The 15,813-nt window shown below is 61.4% G+C and carries 18 protein-coding genes; 11 read left to right on the top strand and 7 right to left on the bottom strand.

Features of this window, described 5'->3' with window-relative positions; all coding sequences use genetic code 11:
* Nucleotides 1-119 precede the first annotated feature (119 nt).
* Genes ACO54Z_RS08105 through ACO54Z_RS08090 form a run of 4 tightly spaced genes read right to left on the bottom strand, consistent with a single transcriptional unit; the run spans nucleotide 120 to nucleotide 2,763 of the window.
* Nucleotides 120-821 (bottom strand): ABC transporter ATP-binding protein, encoded by a 702-nt coding sequence (locus ACO54Z_RS08105; RefSeq protein ID WP_485996546.1) that lies wholly within the window; start codon nucleotides 819-821, stop codon nucleotides 120-122.
* A 3-nt stretch (nucleotides 822-824) separates the two neighbouring features.
* On the bottom strand, nucleotides 825-2,072 hold the full coding sequence (locus ACO54Z_RS08100) for a lipoprotein-releasing ABC transporter permease subunit (RefSeq protein WP_485996545.1): 1,248 nt from the start codon (nucleotides 2,070-2,072) through the stop codon (nucleotides 825-827).
* Nucleotides 2,073-2,075: 3 nt separating this feature from the next.
* Nucleotides 2,076-2,333, bottom strand: a complete 258-nt coding sequence (gene grxC / locus ACO54Z_RS08095; protein WP_485996544.1) for a glutaredoxin 3 — start codon at nucleotides 2,331-2,333, stop codon at nucleotides 2,076-2,078.
* A gap of 10 nt (nucleotides 2,334-2,343) precedes the next feature.
* Nucleotides 2,344-2,763: a rhodanese-like domain-containing protein gene (locus tag ACO54Z_RS08090; RefSeq protein WP_485996543.1), complete on the bottom strand. Its 420-nt coding sequence runs from the start codon at nucleotides 2,761-2,763 to the stop codon at nucleotides 2,344-2,346.
* A gap of 155 nt (nucleotides 2,764-2,918) precedes the next feature.
* On the opposite strand from ACO54Z_RS08090, the gene ACO54Z_RS08085 reads away from it, so the two are divergent.
* The 5 genes from ACO54Z_RS08085 to ACO54Z_RS08065 all read left to right on the top strand — a co-directional run bounded on the left by ACO54Z_RS08085 (nucleotide 2,919) and on the right by ACO54Z_RS08065 (nucleotide 7,293).
* Nucleotides 2,919-3,866, top strand: a complete 948-nt coding sequence (locus ACO54Z_RS08085) for an AEC family transporter (protein ID WP_485996542.1) — start codon at nucleotides 2,919-2,921, stop codon at nucleotides 3,864-3,866.
* Between the two features lie 584 nt (nucleotides 3,867-4,450).
* Nucleotides 4,451-5,110, top strand: a complete 660-nt coding sequence (locus ACO54Z_RS08080; protein ID WP_485996547.1) for an amino acid ABC transporter permease — start codon at nucleotides 4,451-4,453, stop codon at nucleotides 5,108-5,110.
* A complete protein-coding gene (locus ACO54Z_RS08075) occupies nucleotides 5,100-5,747 on the top strand; it encodes an amino acid ABC transporter permease (RefSeq protein ID WP_485996541.1) in 648 nt (215 codons plus the stop codon). The genes ACO54Z_RS08080 and ACO54Z_RS08075 overlap by 11 nt, the downstream gene beginning before the upstream one ends.
* On the top strand, nucleotides 5,744-6,490 hold the full coding sequence (locus ACO54Z_RS08070) for an amino acid ABC transporter ATP-binding protein (protein WP_485996540.1): 747 nt from the start codon (nucleotides 5,744-5,746) through the stop codon (nucleotides 6,488-6,490). Before ACO54Z_RS08075 ends, ACO54Z_RS08070 begins: the two co-directional genes overlap by 4 nt.
* Nucleotides 6,487-7,293: a cysteine ABC transporter substrate-binding protein gene (locus ACO54Z_RS08065; RefSeq protein ID WP_485996539.1), complete on the top strand. Its 807-nt coding sequence runs from the start codon at nucleotides 6,487-6,489 to the stop codon at nucleotides 7,291-7,293. Before ACO54Z_RS08070 ends, ACO54Z_RS08065 begins: the two co-directional genes overlap by 4 nt.
* Nucleotides 7,294-7,358: 65 nt before the next feature.
* Here the strand turns inward: ACO54Z_RS08065 and ACO54Z_RS08060 are convergent, their stop codons facing one another.
* Entirely contained in the window at nucleotides 7,359-7,712 is a 354-nt protein-coding gene (locus ACO54Z_RS08060; RefSeq protein WP_485996538.1) for a DUF4298 domain-containing protein, read from the bottom strand.
* Nucleotides 7,713-8,012: 300 nt separating this feature from the next.
* Nucleotides 8,013-8,945, bottom strand: coding sequence for a hypothetical protein (locus ACO54Z_RS08055; RefSeq protein ID WP_485996537.1), 933 nt, complete (start codon nucleotides 8,943-8,945; stop codon nucleotides 8,013-8,015).
* A 299-nt stretch (nucleotides 8,946-9,244) separates the two neighbouring features.
* Between ACO54Z_RS08055 and ACO54Z_RS08050 the strand changes: the two genes are divergently transcribed.
* From ACO54Z_RS08050 to ACO54Z_RS08030, 5 genes are all read left to right on the top strand, one after another.
* On the top strand, nucleotides 9,245-9,820 hold the full coding sequence (locus tag ACO54Z_RS08050; RefSeq protein ID WP_485996536.1) for a YbhB/YbcL family Raf kinase inhibitor-like protein: 576 nt from the start codon (nucleotides 9,245-9,247) through the stop codon (nucleotides 9,818-9,820).
* Between the two features lie 643 nt (nucleotides 9,821-10,463).
* Nucleotides 10,464-11,294, top strand: coding sequence for a CbrC family protein (locus ACO54Z_RS08045; RefSeq protein WP_485996535.1), 831 nt, complete (start codon nucleotides 10,464-10,466; stop codon nucleotides 11,292-11,294).
* A gap of 27 nt (nucleotides 11,295-11,321) precedes the next feature.
* Nucleotides 11,322-11,909, top strand: a complete 588-nt coding sequence (locus tag ACO54Z_RS08040; protein WP_485996534.1) for an alpha/beta hydrolase — start codon at nucleotides 11,322-11,324, stop codon at nucleotides 11,907-11,909.
* A gap of 126 nt (nucleotides 11,910-12,035) precedes the next feature.
* Nucleotides 12,036-12,887 carry an AraC family transcriptional regulator gene (locus ACO54Z_RS08035; RefSeq protein ID WP_485996533.1) on the top strand — a complete coding sequence of 284 codons (852 nt, stop codon included), beginning with the start codon at nucleotides 12,036-12,038 and terminating at the stop codon, nucleotides 12,885-12,887.
* A gap of 31 nt (nucleotides 12,888-12,918) precedes the next feature.
* Nucleotides 12,919-13,323, top strand: a complete 405-nt coding sequence (locus ACO54Z_RS08030; protein WP_485996532.1) for a VOC family protein — start codon at nucleotides 12,919-12,921, stop codon at nucleotides 13,321-13,323.
* Nucleotides 13,324-13,526: 203 nt separating this feature from the next.
* Here ACO54Z_RS08030 and cysK read toward each other — a convergent pair whose 3' ends face one another.
* Nucleotides 13,527-14,474, bottom strand: a complete 948-nt coding sequence (gene cysK / locus ACO54Z_RS08025) for a cysteine synthase A (protein WP_298080177.1) — start codon at nucleotides 14,472-14,474, stop codon at nucleotides 13,527-13,529.
* Between the two features lie 334 nt (nucleotides 14,475-14,808).
* Here cysK and ACO54Z_RS08020 point away from each other — a divergent pair, with 334 nt between their 5' ends.
* Nucleotides 14,809-15,780 (top strand): LysR substrate-binding domain-containing protein, encoded by a 972-nt coding sequence (locus tag ACO54Z_RS08020; protein WP_298080176.1) that lies wholly within the window; start codon nucleotides 14,809-14,811, stop codon nucleotides 15,778-15,780.
* Nucleotides 15,781-15,813: the final 33 nt, after the last annotated feature.

Here is a 15,813-nt window from a genome sequence, read left to right as displayed (position 1 = left end):
TGCGGACGCATTTTGCGTGGGAACCCGCCCGCTGCGGGCGCTGCGCGCCCTGCAGGGGAGGGGAATATTCGGCGTAGCAATTCAAATTTGTGTGGATAACCGGGATTTTAAACAGGTTCTCAGACCCGCTTCGGCGATGGCGGGGTTTCGCTCAGTTTGCCGCTGACGAGGTAGAGGCAGCGGTCCATTTGCCGGGCGAGGTTCATGTCGTGGGTGACGATGATCATCGCGCCGTGTTGTTCGCCAATCAGGTTTTTCATCAGCGCGAAGGCGTGCGCGGCGTTTTCCTGGTCGAGGTTGCCCGTCGGTTCGTCGGCGAGCAGGCAGTCGGGGCGATTCACCAGCGCGCGCGCGATTGCCGCCCGCTGCCGTTCGCCGCCGGAGAGTTCTGCCGGGCGGTGGTTGAGCCGTTCTTTTAATCCCACGGCGGCAAGCAGTTCGCTGGCCGCCGCCAGTGCTTTTGCCGGGCGGTCGCCGCGTATTAGCAGCGGCATGGCGACGTTTTCGACCGCGCTAAATTCGGGCAGCAGGTGGTGGAACTGGTAGACGAAGCCCATGTGGCGGTTGCGCAGGCGGGTGCGGCGGGTGTCGCCCGCCTGGCTGAGGTTGGCGCCGCAGAGGGTGATTTCGCCTTGTTGCGGCGTGTCCAGCCCGGCGAGGATGTGCAGCAGCGTGCTTTTGCCGGTGCCGGAGGCGCCGACGACGGCGACGGTTTCGCCGCGCGCCAGCGCAAGGTCGGTGCCGCTGAGGATGGTGAGGTTTTCGCCTTTGCCGTGGTAGGCGAAGTGCAGGTTGGTCGCGGTCAGGACGTGGTCGGTCATGGTTTACTCGTGGGACAGGGCGCGGGCGGGTTCGGTGCGGGCGGCCATCAGCGCCGGGATGACGGAAAAGAGCAGGGTCATGATGAGGGTGACGATGCTGATGCCGCTGATGACGGCGGGGTCGAGTTTCGCCGGCAGTTCGTTGATGAAGTACATTTGCGCGGGCAGGGCGTAGCCGGTGTGGCGCTCCAGGAATGCCATGATGGCGGGGACGTTGATGGCGATGAGGATGCCGAGGCCGACGCCGAGGATGGTGCCAACCGCGCCGAAGGTCAGTCCTTGGGTGAGGAAGATTTGTCCGATTTGGCGGCGGGTCATGCCCATGGTGCGCAGGATGGCGATGTCGCGCCGTTTTTCGGTGACGACCATGTACATCGAGGAGAGCAGGCCAAAGGCGGCGACCATGACGATGAGGCAGAGGATGATGAACATCGCGTTCTTCTCGGTCTGTACCGCGCTGAAGTAGGAGGCGTTGTCCACGCTCCAGTCGCTCGCATAGACGCCGTAGGGCAGCTCCGGCGCGAGGCGTTCGCGTACCAGCGGCGCCTGCATCGGGTCGTGCAGCATCAGGTGGTAGCCGGTGACGCCGTCGGGCAGTTGCAGCAGTTTGGCGGCGTCGTGGTAATTGACCAGCGCCACGCCGTTGTCGAAGGAGTAATGGCCGCTGCTGAAGGTGCCGACGAGGGTGAAGCGCTTGATGCGCGGCAGCAGTCCCGCCGCGCTGGCGGTCACTTGCGGCACAATGATGGTCACTTTGTCGCCGACTTTGGCGTTGATTTTCTCCGCCAGCACTTCGCCCAAGATGAGGTTGAAATGGCCGTCTTCGAGCTGGCTGGTGACTTCCGGGTCAATTTTGGCGAATGTCTGCGAGACTTTGCCTTCTTGCGCCGGGTCAACGCCTTGCAGGACGACGCCCTGAAAGCGTTCGCTGTCGCCAATCAGCCCCTGCCCCTGCACATAGGGCGCGTAGGCGACCAGTTCGGGGATGTTGGCGAGATACGGTGCGGGGTCAAATTCGGGCGGGATGACGCCGCTGCCGTCGTTGCTGCGCAGCATCGCGTGCGAGGTCATGGAAAGCATCTTGTCGCGCACTTGCGTCACCACGCCGTTCATCACGGAGAGGACGACGATGAGCGCGGCGATGCCGATGGTGATGCCGATGATGGCGAGGATGGCGTTCAGGCCGATGAAGCGAGAGCCGCTGCGGGCGTAGCTGTAGCGCAGGCCGATTTTCGAGGGCAGGAATTGCATGGCTTAACCTGCGAGCAGCGCGTCAAGTTTGCCGGCGGCTTCCAGCGCGTAGAGGTCGTCGCAACCGCCGACATGGGTCGCGCCGATGAAAATCTGCGGCACGGTTTTGCGGCCACCCGCGCGAGCAATCATCTCGTCGCGCTGCTCCGGTTCGCGGCTGATGTCGATGCCTTCGTAGGCAACGCCCTTGGCGCTGAGCAACTGGTGCGCGCGCTGGCAATAGGGGCAGGTCGGTTTGAAATACATGGTGACGGCTTGCATGGCGCACTCCTTATTTGCTGACGACGGGCAGGTTTTCGGCGAGCCAGCCGTTGATGCCGCCCTCCAGTGCATAAATGGCTTCAAAGCCTCCATCGCGCAGGGTTTTCGCCGCCGCTGCGGTGTTCAGGCCATCGCTGTCATAAATCACCAGTGGACTGTCTTTCGCCGCGCGGATTTTGCCGAGCTGGTCGTGCAGCTCCGCCAGCGGGAAATTCTTGGCGCCCGCAATGTGGCCGTGGCGGTAATCCTGGGCGGGGCGCAGATCAATCAGGGTGCCACGGTCATTGACAAGGGTGGCAGCGCGGGCATTGCTCACCTTCTGCCCGGCGGCGTTGCGCCCTTGGATTTCAAAATAGATGATGCCGCCGACCACGGCGAACAGCATGAGAAAGAGGAAGAGATTGTCCTGGAAGAATTGTCCGAAAGTCATCTGAATACCCGCAGGTTATGGAAAAGGCGGCGATTATACTGGCGTTTGCGGCGGGAAAGTAGGGGCGGCGGCGAAGCTGGCCGCTTGTTCACCGATGCGGCAGCGGGCGCGCAACGGGCGTAGAATGCGTGCTTTTCAACCACCCCTGTTCTGTCATGCTCAATATTATTACGGCGCTACTGCCGATATTTATCGTCATCGCCTTCGGCTATGCCGCCACCCGCGCCGGGGCATTTACCCTGGAAGGATTGTCTGCGCTGGGACGTTTCGTCATCAGCATTGCCCTGCCCGCGCTGATTTTCAAGGCGCTGTCGGAAAAACGGCTGGATGAAGTCTTTATTCCCGCCTATTTGTTCGGCTATGCCGCAGCGACATTTCTCTGTTTCATGATTGGCCTCGTCATCTCGCGCCTGCTCGGTCAGGATTTGCGCGGTGCGGCGGTGACTGCCGTTGGCCAGACCTTTTCCAACAGCGCCTTTATCGGTTATCCGCTGTTATTGAGCGTGCTGGGCCGCGATGGCGGCAATAACGCCGGAATTTATTTTTCATTGAATACGCTGGTGGAAAACGTCTTGCTGGTGCCGATGTTTCTCGCCATTGCCGAATCGCATACCAGCGGCCAGGGCAGTTTCGGCCAGCGTTTCCGCGCCATTATTCTCAATATGCTGCGCAAACCGCTGATTGTCGCGCTGATTCTCGGCATGATTTTCTCCGCCTTTCAATGGCGCCTGCCCGCCCCGATTGACAAATCCATTAGCCTGCTCGCGGGTGCGGCGGCACCGGTCGCCATTTTCGTCATTGGTTGCGGCCTGAACGGGATCAAGATTCAGGGCAATGTCGTCGCCATTACCCAAATTACCATTGGCAAACTGTTTCTGATGCCTGCGCTGGCGACATTGTTTATTTGGCTGCTGGGTGGCAGCGAAGAAGCCATTTTTGCCGGTGCCTTGATGGGCGGCATTTCCATGGCCAATACCGTCGCCATTTTCGCGCAGCACTATGGTTATCCGCACCGCGGCACGGTCAGCATGATTACCACCAACGTATTGTCGGTCTTTACCTTGTCGGCCATTTTCCTCATTCATCAGGCGATAGTGAGTTAAGCGCACTTTTCAGAACCTGTTTAGAGTCTGGGAAAACCTGTTTTCTTGTGCGAACGGGAGCAAGTAAAACCGCCGATATACTCCCTCTCCCTGTGGGACAAGCATTGCTCGCGTAGCGAGAGAGGGCTGGGGTGAGAGCAGCAAATAATTGAAAAAGCAGAATTTCGGTTTATCGATAATATCGCTCCCCCCACCCCGTCCCTCCCCCGCTGCGGGCTTCGCCCTGCGGGGGAGGGGGAATTTCGCTTTTACCCGCAGACTCTAAACAGGCTCTCAGAAAGACCGGGCGGGAATGCCCGGTTTTTTTATGGTGATACTTACCCGGTGCTGTACAAGGCTTTGGGCGGATTGCGATATAGCGCGCTGACGGGCAAGCGCGCGGCTATATAGCAATCCTCACAAAGCCCTGTACGGCGTTGCACCGCTTCGCCGTACAACCACGTACTGTCTTCAGCGGTGCGCCTTGTACAGAACTTTGTGAGTATCGCTATAACGGCAGGTTATGACGCCATCACCAAATGCCATTTCCCCCGCCGTCGCGCGGCGGCGATAATGCGCGCCTTCTTTTTTTGGGCCTGACGCAGATGGATTTTTCTTATATTCACGAGGTGTTGCCGCAGTATGTCGCGGCGACGTGGCAGACGCTCCAGTTGTCGCTGTGGGGCGTGGCGCTGTCGCTGCTCTTTGGTCTGCTGGTGTGCGTCGCGGTGGTGTACCGCCTGCCGCTCGCCGCGCCCGTTTGCCGCGCCTATATTGAGTTGTCGCGCAATACGCCGCTGTTGGTGCAGTTGTTTTTCCTTTATTACGGTCTGCCGAAGTTCGGCATCCGCCTCTCCGGTTTTGCCTGCGGCGTGATTGGCCTGACTTTTCTCGGCGCGGCCTATATGGCAGAGGCTTTTCGCGGCGGCATTGCCGCGGTGAGCCGGGTGCAGGGCGAGGCGGCGCTCGCCGTCGGCCTGACGCCGGCGCAGGCGTTCCGTTATGTGGTCTTCCCGCAATCGCTCGCCGCTTCCGTCCCGGCGCTGGTCGCCAATACGCTGTTTCTTATCAAGGAAACGTCGGTGGTCGGCGTGCTGGCGGTGGTGGAGCTGCTCAATGTGAGCAAAGAGTTGATTGGTCTGGATTACAAGACCAACGAGGCGCTGTTTTTGTTGGTGCTCGGTTATGCCACGATTCTCTTGCCGGTGATTGCTGCCGCGCCGTGGATTGAGCGGCGGGTACGGAGGGCGGCTTATGGACGCTGATTTTCCCTGGCTCGCCTATGGCTGGCGGCTGTTACAGGGGACGGGGGTGACGCTCGCGATTTCCCTCGCCGCGATGCTGGTTTCGCTCGCAGGCGGCGTGCTGCTCGGCGTGTTGATGACGCTACCGAACCGCCTGCTGCATTTTGTCTGCCGCGCTTATTTGGAGTTTATCCGCTTCATGCCGGTGCTGGTGCTGCTTTATATCTGCTATTTCGGCTTCGCCGCCTGGTTTGGCTGGCATTGGCAGGCGTACAGCGTCTGTATTTTGGTGTTCAGCCTGTGGGGCATTGCCGAGATGGGCGATTTGGTGCGCGGCGCGCTGGTTTCCATCGACCCGCACCAGCGCGAGACGGCGCTGGCGGTCGGCTTGAGCCCGGCGCAGGTGTTCCGCTTTGTCCTGCTGCCGCAAAGTCTGCGCCGCGTCCTGCCCGGCGTGGTCAATCTGCTGACGCGGATGATTAAGACCACCGCGCTGGCGGCGCTCATCGGCGTGGTCGATGTGGTCAAGGTGGCGCAGCAGATTATTGAGCTGCATCCCTGGGCGTCTTTTTTGATTTACGGAATTTTGTTCATGCTTTATTTCTTGCTTTGTTATCCGCTGTCGCTGCTCGCCGCCCGTCTGGAGCGTGAGGCATGAGCGCGCTGCTGTCGCTCGCCGCGATTGACAAGTTCTACGGCGATACGCACGCGCTGCGCGGCATCCATCTTGAGGTGCAAAGCGGCGAGGTGGTGGTGCTGCTCGGCCCTTCCGGCTGCGGCAAAAGCACGCTGTTGCGCTGCATTAACGGCCTGGAGCCCATCCAGGGCGGCACGATTACCCTGCAAGGCCACGGCGTGCTGGGGCGCGACATCAGCTGGCACGCGGCGCGGCAGCACATCGGCATGGTGTTCCAAAGCTATGAATTGTTTAACCATTTGAGTGTGATTGACAACATCCTCCTCGGTCCAATCAAAGCGCAGAAGCGCCCGCGCGCCGAGGTGGAAGCACAGGCCGACCGCCTGCTGCAACGCATCGGCCTGTACGGGCGCAAAAACGCCTGGCCGCGTGAACTCTCCGGCGGGCAGAAGCAACGCATCGCCATCGTCCGCGCGCTGTGCCTCAATCCGCAACTGCTGCTGCTCGATGAAATCACCGCCGCGCTTGACCCGGAAATGGTGCGCGAAGTGCTGGACGTCGTGCTGGAGCTCGCCGCCGACGGCATGACCATGCTGATTGTCACCCACGAAATGGGTTTTGCGCGCAAAGTCGCCGACCGCATCCTCTTTATGGACCACGGCGAAATCATCGAACAGGCAGAGCCCGAAACCTTCTTCACCGCCCCCGCCAGCGCGCGGGCGCAAGCCTTCCTCAACCTCATGCACTATCAGGAGTACACATGAAAAAAAACGCCATCCTCGCCGCCCTGCTCGCCGCCAGCGCCGCGCCCGCCTTCGCCGTCACCCCGGACGAACTGAAAGCCAAGGGCGAAGTGCGCATCGGCGTCTTCAGCGACAAACCGCCATTCGGCTACGTTGATGCCAACGGCGTCTCGCAAGGCTTTGACGTCGAAATCGGCCGCTACCTCGCCAAACAACTGCTCGGCGACGAAGCCAAGGCAAAATTCGTGCTGGTGGAAGCGGCGAACCGCGTCGAATACCTGCGTTCCGGCAAAGTGGACATCATCCTCGCCAACTTCACCGTCACCCCGGAGCGCGCCGAAGTGGTGGATTACGCCAAGCCGTACATGAAAGTCGCACTCGGCGTCGTCTCGCCGGACAAGGCGCCGATTAAAAACATCGACGAACTGAAAGACAAAACGCTGCTGCTCAACAAAGGCACCACCGCCGACCGCTACTTCAGCAAAGAACACCGCGACATCAAAAGCCTGAAATACGACCAAAACACCGAAACCTTCAACGCGCTGCTCGACGGCCGCGGCGACGCGCTCGCGCACGACAACACCCTGCTGCTCGCCTGGGCGAAAGAACACCCCGGCTACACCGTTGGCATCACCCGCATCGGCGAAGATGACTTCATCGCGCCTGCGGTGGCGAAAGGCGACGACGCGCTGCACGCCTGGATTGACGGCCAGATTGACGAGATGAACAAAAACGGCGCGATGCAGGCGGCGTATGAAAAAACACTGAAGCCCGTTTTCGGCGACGACGTCCCTGCAAAAGACATTCTGGTCGAGACAAAATAAACCGTTGCCTTTACGGCAAAAAGCCCGCGATGCGGGCTTTTTGGGTGTGCATCCTGTGGCGACGGTTATCCGGCATCGTCGCCATGCCGCGCCGGATCAAGCGATGCCATCGCCAGTCGCATCCAGCCCCAGGCGAGCTGATGCGCCTCGCTGAAGGCATCAAACAGCGCATCCTCGCTCAAAACGCGGTACTCGCCCGGCGTGCGCTCATCCAGCGGCAAGCTCGCCTCGACCGCATCGCGCAGCGGCAGATATTCGCGGTCGTAAAACGTATTGAGCTGCGCCATCACCGCCGCCGCCTGCCGCCATTCTGCCTGCGCCGCTTCCAGCCGGGGCGCGAGCGCCAGCCATTCGCGGTACAGCGCCTGCACTTCGTTCAGCCGCGCCTGTGCCTGTTGCAGCTCTGTTGCATCATTCATAAAACACCTCCGTTAATCATGGCGGGATTATAGCGGGCGCTCATTTCCCGCCAAATATCCCCGCCTGCAATGCGCCGCACCGGAAGGCAGCGCCGACCGGAGCTTTGGACGAAACCCGTAACCGCCTGACTCGTTGCTGCGGGCGGTTACGCTGTCGCTAACCGCCCCTACGTTTTTATAGCCCTCCAATCCGATCTTATGAAAAGCGCTTTGGCGCTTTTTTCGTGCGCGGAAAAAGTGCGCCGCATAAAAAAAGCCCCCGCTGCCGGAGCAACGGGGGCTTCCACCCACGGAGAAAAATCAGATAATCGAGACGCTGATGTCGTCTTCCACGCGCAGGGTGAAATTGCCGTGGTGATAGGTGCTGTAATGGTTGCCGTGTCCCGCCGCGCTGTCCTGCACCCAGCCGCCGCCGGTGAGGTCAAGCTGGTCGCCGTAATCGCCGCTCAGGGTGAGCGTGCTGGGGTGGGCAAGCAGGTCGCCCGCGTTCAGGGTGAGTTTGTCAAAGTTGTGGTTGGTCGCGTCCAGCTTGCCGCCTTTGAGTAGGTTGTCAAAATTGAGATTTTCGCCGTTCATGTTGAGGGTGTACGGCGTGTGCTGCGGCTCTGTGCTGGCGGGTTGCGGCGGCGCGGCGGCGGGGCTTTCGCCGGTCGGGTTGCCGTCTGCGGCAAGCGGTTCGGGCGACGTGGCCGGGTGCGGTGCGAGGCTGGTGTCCGGCTCGTGGTAATGCGGGTTGGCGCCGCTGCTGCCGCCGCCAATCGCGGCCGCCAGTCCGCCGGCGAGCAGGGCACCGCCGCCAGCGAGCAGTATTGAGCCGCCGGACGGCGTACCTTCAAAATTCGGGTTGGTCGGCTCGGCGACTTCGTCTGCCTGCAGGTGTTCGGCATCGGCGGGCGGCGGGGCGCTGGCATCCGCCGCTGCTGCGGCGTCAGCGATGGCGATGTTGTCGCCAAGGGTGGCGGCGGGCGAGGCGGATGCTGCTTCCGGCTGTGGCGCGGCATCCGTGTCGCTGCCGTCATCGTGCAGCGTTACCCACGGGAAGGTGTCGCTGCCGTAGATTTCGGTTTGGCCGTGGTTGTTGACCACGCGCAATCCGTCCGGGGTTTCGCCGGTACGGGTGTCAATCAGGGCATACTCCGCGCCCTTGGCCATATTGATGTCGATTTGCTGACCGTCAACGACGTCCCAGCTCCGTTCGCTGTTGCCTTCTTTTACTGTCAGTTGGATTGCCATTGCGCTGTCCCTGGTTCATGGTGGATGGATGGCAGAATATTACGGTTTTCTCAGATTAATATCCAGTTATTTTATTTTATTTTTGTATTTCAATATATTGCCCGTTCGATGGTGATGGGTGTGCCGCTTCTTTATTACATATCGTAAGGATTGTGCATTGACAAAAGATGGCGGCGAAGATTCCGGTCATGTCAACGCCGCGCGAATATGCGCCAACGGGCAATGTTGTGCGCGTAGCGGCTGTTATCGCGCGCGGGCAGGTGGTTTAATGGCCGCTCCTTTCACAACCCGGAGCCATCATGAAAAAATGCCTCGTCGCGGCACTCATCGCCGCATCCCTCGCCGCTCACGCCGACACGCTGGAGGTCAAGCAACCCGCCAAACCGGCGCAAACCCTGCAACTGTCTAGCCCGGACATCCAGGACGGCGCGACGCTCACCCTGGCGCAGGTTGCCGACAGCTTTGGTTGCAGCGGCAAGAACCTCAGCCCGGCGCTGCAATGGACGGGCGTGCCCAAAGAGGCGAAATCGCTGGTGCTGACCGTCTATGACCCTGATGCGCCGACCGGCAGCGGTTTCTGGCACTGGGCGGTGTACAACCTCCCGGCGAGCGCGACCGGACTGCCTGCAGGGGCGGGCGCGACCGACGCCAAACTGCCCGATGGCGCTGCCGTCCTCAAAAACGACGGCGGCATCCGCGGCTTTATCGGCGCCTGCCCGCCGCCCGGGGCCGCACCACACCGCTACATCTACACCCTCTACGCGCTGGACAGCCGCCTCGACCTGCCCGCCGACGCCACCCCGGCCGTGCTTGGCTTCAGTCTGAATGGCAAGGTACTGGCAAGTGGGCAGCTGACCGCGTTATACGGGCAATAAAGTATAGCCATCCACCGAAAGCCTCATACTGTGTTGCGCCGCTGACCGGGCACCCTAAAAAATGGCGTAGCCATTTTTTAGGGAAACCCGCGCCGTACAACCGCGTACTATCTCCAGCGGCGCGTCTTGTCTGAAACTTTCGGTGGATGGCTATACATACACCTGAGCGCCCGATGTGTATGTAAACTACCGTTCACCCCCTCCCCTGCAGGACGCTCCAGCGCGTGCTACGGGGGAGGGTTGGGGTGGGGGTAGCGTTTTGGTGGCACGCACGCTGTTTGTTCAGCAATCCGTTATACATACACCTGAGCGCTCGATGTGTATGTAAATGACCAGTAGCAGCGGAAATTCCGGCAACGGTTACTGCGGCTGCCACCGGACGGCTCTCTCCCCCTGTGGGGGAGGGTCGGGGCGTCATGAAAAAGGCGGATGCCTTTTCATGACGCCCCGGGGTGGGGTTACTTGCGGCACGCTCGCGGTTTATCTGTCCGCATATCAATAACCGCCCAACTATGGCTACAGCCTATCGGCGTACTTATTGATGAACCCCACCCCGTCCCCTCCCCCACAGGGGGAGGGGGGTATTCTTTATGCATACACCTGACGCTCAAGGTGTATGTAAATTCCTGCCCCAGGACATCCCATGCACCCCGACGACTATCAAACCCTCATCCACGAAGCGGACGCGCTTGACGAAAACGCCCGCCTGCTGCGGCTGTTTGACCTTGAACCCGTCCTTACCGCCGAGGCGGACAGCCCGCAAAAACACCGCGCCCTTGCCTACATTTACGAAGCGCTTGGCCGCTACCAGACCGCCTTTCAACACCAGCAAACCGCCTTTGACCGCAACAACCGCCATGACCGGCAAAACATCGTCCGCCTCAAAAACCTTGCCGGGGATTACGGCGACCGCTTCGCCGCCAAACGCCCGCTGCGCATCACCGCCGAACTCAAAGCTGCGCTGCCGCAGTTCAAATACTGCCCCGACCCGCTCGCCGCCAACATCTTCAAAACACAAGAAGAAGCCGTCACCTGCGACTGCTGCGACAAGCCCACCCACATCTTTTACACCAACCCGTTTTACAGCCGGGCAAACATCAATGCCCTTTGCCCTGGCTGCATCAAAAGCGGCCGCGCTGCCGAAAAATATCACGGTGCATTCGTCGATAGCGGCAGCATCTCGCCGGACATCGCCCAAGAAAAACAGGACGAACTCTGCCACCGCACTCCGTCCTATGCGGGCTGGCAACAAGAACCGTGGCCGGATCACTGCGGCGATTACTGCGCCTTTATCGGCTATACCGGCTGGCGGGAACTGGAAGAACAAGACCTCGCCGACCGCATCGAATGGTATGGCTTCCACCAGCCCGACCCCGAATACCTGCCATACATCGAAGCACACGGCTCGATGGCAGGCTACCTTTTCCGCTGCCTGCATTGCGGCCAGCACGTCCTGTACGTGGACATGGACTGACCGCCGCCCTGCGACACATGAAACGCTATGCCTCCCGCCCGCATCCTCACCGCCGAAAATCTCCGCCACTACGCCCCCGCCGCGCTGCCCGCCACCGCGCCACTCGTCCTCACCTGCCTCCAGCCGTACGAAGCCGATGCTGTCGCCAACCTGCTCACCGCCGACGTTCATCTCCTCTCGCTGGACCGCACCGACTGGGAGCACGCCTTCAGCCCGTGGCCAGCACCGCGTGCCTTCAAAAAGGCGCCGGATTTCAGCGGCGGCGCGACTGAAACCCTTGCCAGTCTCGCCGCGCGGCTGCCCGCCGTCGAACGGTGCCTCGGTCTGCAACCGCGCTGGTGCGGCATCGCCGGATACTCGCTCGCCGGACTGTTCGCCGCCTGGAGCGCCTACCACGCCAGCCCGTTTTCCCGCGTTGTCTGCGTTTCCGGCTCGCTCTGGTTTGACGGCTGGGCGGACTTCGCCACCAGCCGCCCGCTGCAACCCCCGCCGGCGCGCGCGTACTTCTCGCTCGGCGACAGCGAAAAAAATAGCCGCCATTCGCGCATGATGACGGTCGAAAACGCGACCCGCGCCACCGCCTGCAACAGGGCATCCGCACCACCTTCGCGCTGAACCCCGGCGGCCATTTCGACGACATCGCCGCGCGCACCGCCGCTGCTATTAACTGGCTCGCTGCTGACTAAAAACCGCAAGATTCGTCCCGCCCGCGCCCGTATAATCCGCGCCAAGGAGAACCCCATGCGCCACCCCGAATACAACGAAGCCCGTTTCGCCAAAGTGCTGCAATACCTGCACCGCCACTACCCGCACGAAATCGACCTTGCCCGCCTCGCCGACATCGCCTGCCTCTCGCCCTGTCACTGGCACCGCATCTACCGCGCGGTCATGGGCGAAACCATCGCCGAAACCCTGAAACGCATCCGCCTGCACCACGCCGCGCACCTGCTGCTCAGCGGCGACAAACCGCTGGCGGAGGTCGCCCGCGCCTGCGGTTACGGCGGCAACGCCCAGTCCTTCATCCGCATCTTCCGCGAAGCCTACGGCCAGCACCCGCAGGACTACCGCGCCCGTGGCGGCGCGCCCTGCCCTGCCCCGGCGCCGGTTGAAACCAGCGCGTACCCGCTGGAAATCCGCGACATCGCGCCGTTGCCGGTCGCCATCCTGCCGCACCACGGCGACTACATGAACATCGGCGCGACCTTCAGCCACGCTGAAAGCCTGCTCACCCTGCGCGGCCAACTGCCCGCCGCACAGGCGCGCTACTTCGGCATCTATTACGACGACCCCGACGCCTGCCCGGCCACCGCGCTGCGTGCCGAAGTCGCCATTTACACTGGCGAGGCGCCGGTCGCCGCTCCTTTCACCTGGCGACTGCTACCGGGCGGACGCTACGCCGTACTGCACCATCGCGGTGCCTATGCCGAACTGCACCGCGCCTACGACTGGCTCTACCGCGACTGGCTGCTCAACACGCCGTTGCAAGTCGCCGACGCGCCCTGCATCGAAGAATACCGCAACGACTGCAAAACCACGCCGCCGCAGGAGCTGCTGACCGACATCTGGCTGCCACTCACCAGCGACAATGCCTGAAACCCTTTCCTCAACCCACCGGAGTCAATCCATGAACGAAAACCCCAGTATCATCTCCCATGTCTCATTGGGCACCAACCACTTCGCGCAGGCCGTCGCCTTTTACGACAAGGTACTGGCGACGCTGAATATCCGCCGCACCCTCGATTTGAGCGAACATCAGGCGGTGGCTTATGGGCGTGCCTACCCTGAATTTTGGATACAGCGCCCGCATGACGGCCAGCCAGCGGCGACGGCAAACGGCGTCCACGTTGCCTTTTTCGCCACCAGCCGTGCCGAAGTGGATGCCTTTTATGCCGCCGCCCTCGCCGCCGGAGGCAAGGACGACGGCGCGCCCGGCCCGCGCCCGCATTACGGCAAGGAATATTACGGCTGCTTCGTCCGCGATTTGGACGGCCACAAAATCGAAGCGGTGGCGTGGCTCATGGATGCGTAATAGCAATCTCACAAAGCCCTGTACGGCGTTGCGCCACCTCGCCGTACAAAGCGTACTGTCTTCGGCGGCGCGCCTTGTACAGGACTTTGTGAGTATGCTATAAAAAGAAAGCCCCTGCCATGCAGGGGCTTTTGTCATGCGCAAAAAAGCCGGTCTAGCGACCGGCAAACAGATACAGGAGTGTAGTAAAGGTATAAGAAGAATCAGGGCAGGAGATGGTCGTCCGAGCCTTCGTTGATGCTCTCGAAGAGGAAGGTGGACATATAGCGTTCGCTGCCGTCCGGGAGCATGGCGAGGATGACCGAGCCTTCTTCCGCCTGTTGCGCAAATTGCAGCGCGGCGTTGAAGGTCGCGCCGCCGGAGATGCCGGTGAGGATGCCTTCTTGTGCCGCCAGGGCGAGCGCAGTGTCGCGGGATTCTTCGTCGCCGACCGGAATGAGGTAGTCGTAGATGTTCTGGTTCATGGTTTTGGCGATGAAGTCCGGCGTCCAGCCCTGGATTTTGTGCGGCGCCCAGTCTTTGCCCGCGAGCAGTTGCGCGTTCACCGGTTCGGTGGCGACGATTTTGAGGTCGGGTCGCGCCGCTTTCAGCACTTCGCCGGTGCCGGAGATGGTACCGCCGGTGCCGTAGCCGCTGACGAAGTAGTCGAGGCGCTCACCGGCGAAGTCGCGCAGGATTTCGGCAGCGGTGGTTTCGCGGTGGTATTGCGGGTTGGCGGGGTTGGCGAACTGGTCGGCGAGGAACCAGCCGTTTTTCTCCGCCAGCTCTTTGGCGACTCTGACCATGCCGACGCCGCGCTCGGCGGCGGGGGTGAGGATGACTTTACCGCCGAAGCTGCGGATGAGTTTGCGCCGCTCGACGGAGAAGGTCTCGGTCATGACGGCGACAAACGGATAGCCTTTGGCAGCGCAGACCATCGCCAGCGCGATGCCGGTGTTGCCGGAGGTGGCTTCCACTACGGTTTGACCGGGTTTGAGTACGCCGCGTTTTTCGGCGTCGTTGATGACGGCGTAGGCGAGGCGGTCTTTGACCGAGCCGCCGGGGTTGCGCGATTCGGTTTTGACGTAGAGTTGGACGTGTTTCGGCGCCAGGCGGTTGATGCGGATGATCGGGGTGTTGCCGATGGTGTCGAGGACGCTGTTGTATTTCATGGGATGTTTCCTTGTGGTTTGTGACGGGGCGCATGGTAATACGCTTCGCCGGGGCGCGTTATGCCTTTTTGGCATAAGCACCCCCCGTTTTGGTTATAGGCGGGAGGGGCGTGGCGGGGTAAGATGCCGCGCCGTTAGCCATCCCCCTAAAGCCTCATACTGTGTTGCGCCGCCTGACCGGGCACCCTAAAAAATGGCGGAGCCATTTTTTAGGGAAACCCGCGCCGTACGAAGGCGTACTGTCTTCGGCGGCGCGCCTTGTCTGAGGCTTTAGGTATATGGCTATATTGGTATGTTTTTTGCATGGGGGTTGTTTTTTGGCGAGGGTGAGTGGATGAAATTCAAGCAGTTACAGTGCATTGCGGCGATTGTGCAGTCCGGGTTCAATGTGACGGCGGCGGCGGAGGTGCTGCATATGTCGCAACCGGCGGTGAGCAAACAGGTCAAGATGGCGGAGGAGCTGCTGGGCGCGCCGATTTTCCGCCGCAACCGCAAGGCGTTCATCGGTCTGACCGAGGTCGGCGAGGCGATGATGCCGGATATCGAGCGGATTATGGTGGCGATGGACAACATCGCCCGCCTGAGCGAGCACCATAACCTGTTCGCATTGTCGCAGCTCTCCATTGCCACCACGCACACGCTGGCGCACAACCGCCTGGTGCAGATTCTGCCCGCCATTCAGCACGATTACCCGCAGTTGCCGATGAACGTCATCGAAGGCACCAACGCGCAGATTTTGCAAATGGTGCAGGAGCGCGATGCCGATTTCGCCTGGTTTTCCGCGAGCGACCTGACGCCGTACAACCTGCTGCTGCGCGGCCTGTTCATGCTGCCGGCGGAAAGCTGGTCGGCGGTGGCGGTGGCGCCGCGCGACCACGCCATCACGCAGAAGCCGTTTGAAGGCCTGACCAGCCTCGCCCCCTACCCGCTGATTACCTATGTCACCTCGCACAAGGAGCCGTCGGCGCTGGCGCGGGCGATGGCGGGGCGGGGGCTTGCGGCGCGCATCGTGCTGACCGCGCGCAACGCGGAGATGATCAAAAGTTATGTGCGTCAGGGGCTGGGCATCGGCGTCATCGCCGATATGGCGTTTGATGCGGACAAGGACAGCGATCTCGCGATGTTCCCGCTGGAGCGCTGGATGCCGATTTTCAACACCTACCTCGTCTGGCACAACGAAATGCGGCTGCGCGCCTTCCACTATGACCTGATTGACCGCATCGTGCCGGGGGCGACGCGCGAGGCGGTCGAACAATACGTGCGCAAACAGCAAAGCGTCAGCTCCGAACCGGGCTGGGCGATATAGCGCCCGTTTACATACACCTCCCCCGCTACCCTG

Source organism: Cardiobacterium sp. (assembly GCF_057314735.1).
This window is presented reverse-complemented; position numbering and strand designations above follow the sequence as displayed.